Raw genomic sequence first — 7,321 nt, forward strand, 5'->3', positions numbered from 1 at the left:
GTGTGAAGGTGCTGCCAGTACCAGTCGCAGCGCGCCGGAATGCGCGAGCTGGTGACCGGAAATGCAGCCGGTGTCGGAAATCGCGCCGTACGCGCCGGATCAGCGACCGCCCGGACGATGACGGACGGCCACCACACCGGACGATTGGATTCCCATGGCCAAGGCTTTGATCATCGGCGGCGGTGTCGCCGGACCCAGTAGCGCCATTGCTCTGCAGAAAGCGGGGTTCGATGCCGTCGTCTACGAGGCCTACGACCGTGGCGCGGACGGAATCGGGCAGAACCTCGTGCTGGCCGTCAACGGCTACAGCGCCCTCCTGGAACTCGGCGTCTCCCACCTCGCCGAGGGATTCGACATTCCCGGATACCGGTTCCACCTGGGCAACGGAAAGCAGCTCTGCGAGGTCCCCAACGGCTCTCCGCTCCCCGACGGCTCCACGGCGCGCGCCATCACCCGGTCCGACCTCTACGCGACGCTGCGCGACGCCGCGATCGAGCGCGGAATCGAGATCAACTTCGGTAAGCGGCTGGTCGACGCCGAGCTGACCGACGACGGCGTCATCGCGCACTTCGACGACGGCTCGCAGGCCGAGGGCGACGTGCTGATCGGGGCCGACGGCCTGCACTCCGTGACCCGCACGGTCATCGACCCGTCCGGACTGGACTTCCGCTACGGCGGTCTGATGACCACCGGCGGGTACGCCACCGGTGTCTCCGTCCCGCACAAGCGCGGCACCGAGTTCATGTACCTCGGCAAGCGGGCCTTCTTCTGCTACATCCCCGACGACGAGGGCCAGGTCTGGTGGTACGCCAGCATCACGCGCCCCGACGAGCCGACCGCTGCGGAGCTGGCGTCGATCTCCGCCGAGGACTGGCGCACCCAGCTGGTGGAGCTCTTCGAGGGCGACGACAGCGCCGCCGTCGAGATCATCAAGGCCACCGACTCCATCTGGCCGCCCCGCCCCATCCAGGACATCCCGCACCTCCCGAAATGGCGCAACGACCGGATGGTCGTCATGGGCGACGCCTGCCACGCGGTGTCCCCCTCCGCCGGGCAGGGCGTCTCCATGGCCATCGAGGACGCCATCGTGCTCGGCAAGTGCCTGCGGGACATCCCCGACATCCCCTCCGCGCTGGCCGCGTACGAGGAGATCCGCCGTGAGCGGGTGGAGCGGGTCGTGAGCTTCGGCCGTGAGTGCGGACGCGCCCTGGAGGTGCGCAACTCCTTCCGGCGCGTGGGCCGCGACGTCTTCATGCGCTTCGCCCTCAGCCAGAAGGCGGCGATGAAGGACCTGGACGAGATGCGCTGGCTCTACGACCACCGCATCAGTTGGGACACCCCCGTGGACGCCGACGTACCGCGCCCCACCACCTGACGACAGACACCGCCCGGCCGCCGCCCGACGGCGCGGCCGGGCCGTACCGGGGCCGAGCGAGCGACAGAGAGGGCGGAGAGGGACCACGATGCGCGTGCTGTTCACGGTGTACGGCGCGAAGACGCACTTCTACAACATGGTGCCGCTCGCCTGGGCGTTGCGTGCCGCCGGCCACGAGGTGTGCGTCGCCAGCCAGCCCGAACTCGTTCCCGCCATCGCCCGCACCGGCCTGCCCGCCGTCTCGGTGGGAGAGGCGGCCGACTCCGAGGAACGCACCACCACCGACAGCGACGCCGCCGTGACCAACGGGACGTCCTGGCGGGACCTCAACGCCGGCATCACCGAGACCAGACCCGAGGCACTGACCTGGGACTACGTGCTCGGTACCTTCACCATCGCCTGCTCCATCCACTACGAGCACGCCACCGGCGGGCGCACCATGCTCGACGACACCGTGGAGTTCGCCCGCTCCTGGCAGCCCGACCTGGTCATCTGGGACGCCCTCTCCTTCGCCGGCCCCGTCGCCGCCCGCGCCGCCGGTGCCGCCCATGCCCGGATGCTCTTCGGGGTCGACTACATCGGCCGCATGTACGGCGTGTACCGGAGACTGCTCGCCGAGCAGCCTCCCGAGCGCCGCGACGACGTGCTCGGCGACTGGACCGCCGGACGGCTCGACCGCTTCGGCTGCACCTGGGAACCGGAGCTCACCGCCGAGCAGATGACCGGCCAGTGGACCATCGACCCCACGCCGCCCTGGATGCAGACCGACCTCGACCTGGACGTACGGCCGCTGCGGTACCTGCCCTACAACGGGCCGACCGGAGTCCCCGACTGGGTGCGCGAGAAGCCGCAGCGTCCGCGCGTCTGCCTCACCCTCGGTATGACCGCGCGAGAGGTGCTCGGCGGCGACGTGTTCTCCGTGACCGACATGATCGAGGCCGCGGCGGAACTGGACATCGAACTGGTCGCCACCCTCGACACCCGGCAGCTCGCCGAGGGCGGCCCGCTACCGCCCAACGTACGCGCCGTCGACTTCGTCCCGCTGAACGAGCTGCTGCCGAGCTGCTCGGCGATCATCCACCACGGCGGCTTCGGCACCCTGGGCAACGCCCTGGCCCACGGTGTCCCGCACCTCGTCGCACCCGGCCGCTACTGGGACGAGGTCGACTTCGGCCGACGCCTGGAGGAGCGCGGCGCCGGGCTGCTCCTCGACTACCAGCAGCTGTCCGGTGACGGACTGCGCAGCGAGCTCGACGGCAGCTCCTTCCAGAAGAAGCTCTCCCGCCTGGTGGAGGACCCCTCGTTCCGCCAGAACGCCGCAGCCGTCCGCGACGAGATGCACACCACCCCCAGCCCTCACCAAATGGTGCCGCAGCTCGAGGAGCTGACGGCCGCACACCGAAGCTAGGTCCTCCCGACGGTCCCGACGGCCGCACTGGCACCACCGGCCGGCCCACCGCAAGAACCCCGTGCACCGCACGGACCGCACGGAGCTCCGCCAGACCGCCCGCAGTGGGAAGGAAGAACATGTCAACAGGACACTGGGACGGGAAGACGGTGGCCGTCACCGGAGGCACCGGTTTCATCGGGTCACACGTCATCGAGGAACTGCTCGGTCTCGGCGCCCGCGTCATCTGCCTCTACCGCCGCGACAACCGCGGCGTTCTGCCCCAACTACCGGTCACCGACCGGCTCACCACCGTCCGGCTGGACCTGCTCGACGAGGAGGCGCTGCGCCGCCTGCTCGCCGAGACCCCCGGCGGTATCGACACCTTCGTGCACTGCGCCGTCGTCTCCGGCAGCGTCGAGGCGCGACGCGACCAGTCCGCGCGCATCCTCGACGACAACATGCGGGCCGTCTCCCACATCCTCCGCGGCACCCGCGACCACCAGGTGCCCGAAGTGGTGCTGCTGAGCTCCAGCGATATCTACCCCGCCTCGCAGACCGACCCGATCCACGAGTCGGACGACTTCACCAAGCAGATGCGCTACGCCCCTGACGGCTACTTCCTCGCGAAGAACTACGCGGAGATCCTGGCCGAGGCCTACCGCACCCAGTACGGCATGAACATCTTCCTGCCCCGGCTGACCAGCGTCTACGGGCCGAGGGACAACTTCGAGCCCGACACCGACCGCGTGGTGCCCAGCATGTTCGCCAAGGCCGTCGCGGGCGAGGACATCCAGATCTGGGGCGACGGCAGCCAGACGCGCACCTACATGTACGTCACCGACCTCGTCCGGTCGATCCTCCGCATGGTCGAGACGAACAAGCACCAGACCATGAACATCGGCACCTCCGAGACCGTCTCGGTGCTGCAACTGGCCCAGTACGTCTGCCAGGCGCTCGGAGAACCCGAGCGGATCACCTTCGACCTCTCCCGCTCCGGTGGCCGCGCCAGCCGGACGCTGGACGTCGGCAGGCTGTACGGCCTCATCGACTTTGCCCCGCGTCCCCTGCGGGAGGGCCTGGAACAGACAGTCGAGTGGTACCGCCGGTACCACTGATCGGAGAGAAACCATGCGCGTTCTTGTCACCACGTCAGCGGTCGACTCCCACCTGAACAACCTGGTGCCGATGGCCTGGGCGCTGCGCACCGCGGGGCACGAGGTGTGCGTGGCCAGCCACCCGAACTTCGCCGAGTCGGTCAAGAGCGCCGGGCTGACCTTCGTCCCCGTCGGCGAGGAACTGACCGGCTCCAAAGGGCTGGAGAACGACCCCGACACCCCCTTCGGGCTCGGCTACGACATCGCCGAGACCCGGCCCGAGGTGCTCACCCTCGACTACGTCCGCGACACCCTGACCGCCTACACGCAACAGGTCTGCGAGTACATGGCCGACGACGCGATGCTCAAGGACCTGGTGCGCTTCGCCCGCTCCTGGAAACCCGACCTCGTCGTGTGGGACGCCCACAACTACGCCGGACCGGTCCTGGCGCGCGTCGTCGGTGCCGCGCACGTGCGGATCCTGCCCGCCACCGACCACTGGGCGCGGATGTACGCGCGCTACCGGGAGTTGGCTGCCGAGCACCCCGACGACCCCGGACCGGACCCGCTCGCAGACTACCTCGGTGGAAAACTCGCCGCCTACGGAGCCGAGTTCGACCACGAGATGGTCGTCGGCCAGGCGACGCTCGACCCCATGCCGGGCTGTCTGCGGTACGACCTGCCCGACGTCGACCACTGGCCGTTGCGGCACGTCCCCTACAACGGCCCCACCGTCATCCCCACGTGGCTGCGCAAGAAGCCGCGACGCCCCAGGGTCTGCCTGACCCTCGGCTCCATGCGGCGCAGCCTCGGCATGCACGGATCGGTCGGCGGTGAGAAGCTGCTGGTCGAGGATGTGCTGGAGGGCCTGTCCACGCTGGACATCGAGGTCATCGCCACACTCAACGCGGATCAGGTGCCGCCGGGCACCCGCATCCCCGAGAACGTCAGGCTCTTCGACTTCGTTCCGCTGAACCCCCTGCTGCCCACCTGCGCGGCGATCGTCCACTACTGCGGCACCGGGACCGTCGCCGCCTCCGTGGCGCACGGCGTCCCCCAGCTGGGGATCCCGGGAAACATGTGGGGCGAGTCCCTGATGATGGGCAAGCTCGAAGCCCGGCGCGCCGGCCTGGTCGCCGACGAGAGCCGCCTCATCGAGCAGCTGAAGCAGCTGTTGGAGGACCCGTCGTTCCGGGAGGGTGCCGCGCAGGTCCAGAAGGACATGCTGGCCACCCCCAGCCCGCACGACCTGGTGCCGCGCCTCGAAGCACTGACCGCAGGGAACCGCCGCCCCGCCCCCTGACCCGCGGGCGCACCTCCCCGTCGCGGTCGAGAGCAGCCGTCCCGCCCCGGACCGCCGCGGGCGGCAGTCGCCGCCACTCCGAGCCCTCGCGGGCCCGTTGCCCTGCCACCGCGCGACGACGGCAGGGGCAGCGGTCCGGCACCCCGTACGCGGCCGGCCGCCCCGCGGCCCAGCCGCCGGGCGGCCACGGGGCGACCGACCGGCGGCTCTTAGGGGGCCGCTGGGGTCGTTAAGGGGGAGGGGAAGGAGGTTTCCTCTCACACACACGAGCTCTTGAGTCGACTCCGGGTGAAGCATGGACAACGAGACGAAGCTCCTCGAATACCTGAAACGCGCCACGACCGATCTCCGGGAGTCCCGCCAGCGCCTCACCGAGCTGCGCCGGCGGAACGACGAGCCGATCGCGATCGTCGGCATGGCCTGCCGGTTCCCCGGCGGCGTCACCTCTCCGGAGGAGTTCTGGGAGCTGTTGTCCGAGGGCCGTGACGCGATCGGGGATTTCCCCACCAACCGTGGTTGGGACACGGAGCGGATCTACGACCCGGAGCCGGGCAGGCCCGGGAAGACGTACACGCGCTCCGGCGGGTTCCTCTACGAGGCCGGCGACTTCGACGCCGGGTTCTTCGGCATCAGCCCGCGCGAGGCTGCGGAACTCGACCCGCAGCAGCGGTTGTTCCTGGAGAGCTCGTGGGAGGCGCTGGAGCGTGCGGGGGTGGACCCGCGAACCCTGCGGGGAAGTGCGACGGGCGTCTTCGCCGGGGTGATGTACCACGACTACTCCGCCGGCGGCAGCCTCGGCAGTGCGGTCTCCGGTCGCACCGCCTACACCCTCGGCCTGGAGGGCCCGGCCGTCAGCATCGACACGGCCTGCTCCTCCTCCCTGGTGGCGATGCACTGGGCGGCCAACGCCCTGCGGCGCGGTGAGACCCCGCTCGCCCTGGCCGGAGGTGTCACCGTGATGGCGACCCCGGGGACGTTCATCGCCTTCAGCGAGCAGCGCGGACTGTCTGCGGACGGGCGGTGCCGGTCCTTCGCGGATTCCGCCGACGGGACCGGCTGGTCCGAGGGAGCCGGAGTTCTGGTCCTGGAGCGGCTGTCGGACGCGCAGCGCAACGGTCGTCGGGTGCTGGCGGTGATCCGGGGGAGCGCGGTCAACCAGGACGGTGCCAGCAGCGGTCCCTCCGCCCCCAACGGCCCCGCCCAGCAACGGGTCATTCGAGCGGCGCTGGCCCAGGCGGGTCTGACGACGACCGACGTGGACGCCGTCGAAGGCCACGGTACGGGCACGATGCTGGGTGACCCGATCGAGGCGCAGGCGCTGCTGGCGACCTACGGCCGCGGACGCAGCGTCGAACGACCGCTCTGGCTCGGTTCTGCGAAGTCCAACCTCGGGCACGCCCAGGCGGCGGCCGGGGTGGCCGGGGTGATGAAGATGGTGCTGGCGATGCGGGAGCGGCGGCTTCCCGCGACGTTGCATCTGGATGCGCCGTCGTCGCGGGTGGAGTGGTCGGCGGGTGGTGTCGAGCTGCTGAGCGAGGCCCGGGAATGGCCCGAGCCGGACGGCGACCGGCCGCGCCGGGCGGGTGTGTCGTCGTTCGGGATCAGCGGCACCAACGCCCACGTGATCGTCGAGGAACCGCCCGCGGCGCACATCACGAAGCCGACGGCAGAACCCCTGCCCCACGGTGCAGCGCACCCCTGGCTGGTCTCCGCTGGTTCGGACGCGGCGCTCCGGGCCCAGGCCCGGCAGTTGGTCGCCTGGGCGACGGCGAACCCCGACCACGAACCGGCAGCGGTAGCGACTGCCTTGGCCACGACCCGCACGGCTTTCGAGCGTCGCGCTGTGGTGATGGGTGGCGGTCGTGAGGAGCTGTTGGCGGGGTTGCTGGCGGTGGCGGATGGTGAGTCGGCCGGTGGTGTGGTGACCGGTGTGGCTCGTGGTGAGGGCGCTGCAGGATTCTTGTTTGCGGGGCAGGGGTCGCAGCGGGCGGGTATGGGTGAGGGGCTTGGTGGGGCGTTCCCGGTTTTCGGGGCGGCTTTTGATGAGGTGTGTGGGGAGCTGGATCGGCATCTTGGGGGCTCGGTTGGTGAGGTGGTTGCGGGGGGTGGTGAGCGGTTGAACGAGACGGTGTGGGCGCAGTCGTCGTTGTTTGCGTTTG

At 70.2% G+C, this 7,321-nt stretch carries 5 protein-coding genes; all 5 read left to right on the forward strand.

Annotated elements, in window-relative coordinates:
- Positions 1 to 154: 154 nt before the first annotated feature.
- Positions 155 to 1,375, forward strand: a complete 1,221-nt coding sequence (locus HCJ92_RS00650; protein WP_167931351.1) for an FAD-dependent oxidoreductase — start codon at positions 155 to 157, stop codon at positions 1,373 to 1,375.
- Between the two features lie 88 nt (positions 1,376 to 1,463).
- The gene (locus tag HCJ92_RS00655; RefSeq protein ID WP_167931352.1) at positions 1,464 to 2,783 is read left to right on the forward strand and encodes an activator-dependent family glycosyltransferase; all 1,320 of its coding nucleotides are present in this window, start codon (positions 1,464 to 1,466) and stop codon (positions 2,781 to 2,783) included.
- Between the two features lie 119 nt (positions 2,784 to 2,902).
- Complete coding sequence (locus tag HCJ92_RS00660; RefSeq protein ID WP_167931353.1) at positions 2,903 to 3,880, forward strand: NAD-dependent epimerase/dehydratase family protein; 978 nt, start codon at positions 2,903 to 2,905, stop codon at positions 3,878 to 3,880.
- A 13-nt stretch (positions 3,881 to 3,893) separates the two neighbouring features.
- On the forward strand, positions 3,894 to 5,162 hold the full coding sequence (locus HCJ92_RS00665; protein WP_167931354.1) for a nucleotide disphospho-sugar-binding domain-containing protein: 1,269 nt from the start codon (positions 3,894 to 3,896) through the stop codon (positions 5,160 to 5,162).
- A gap of 295 nt (positions 5,163 to 5,457) precedes the next feature.
- Positions 5,458 to 7,321: type I polyketide synthase (locus HCJ92_RS00670; RefSeq protein WP_167931355.1), on the forward strand; the 1,864-nt coding region annotated here is incomplete at its 3' end.

Source organism: Streptomyces spiramenti (genome assembly GCF_012034385.1).
Taxonomy (GTDB): Bacteria; Actinomycetota; Actinomycetes; order Streptomycetales; family Streptomycetaceae; genus Streptomyces; species Streptomyces spiramenti.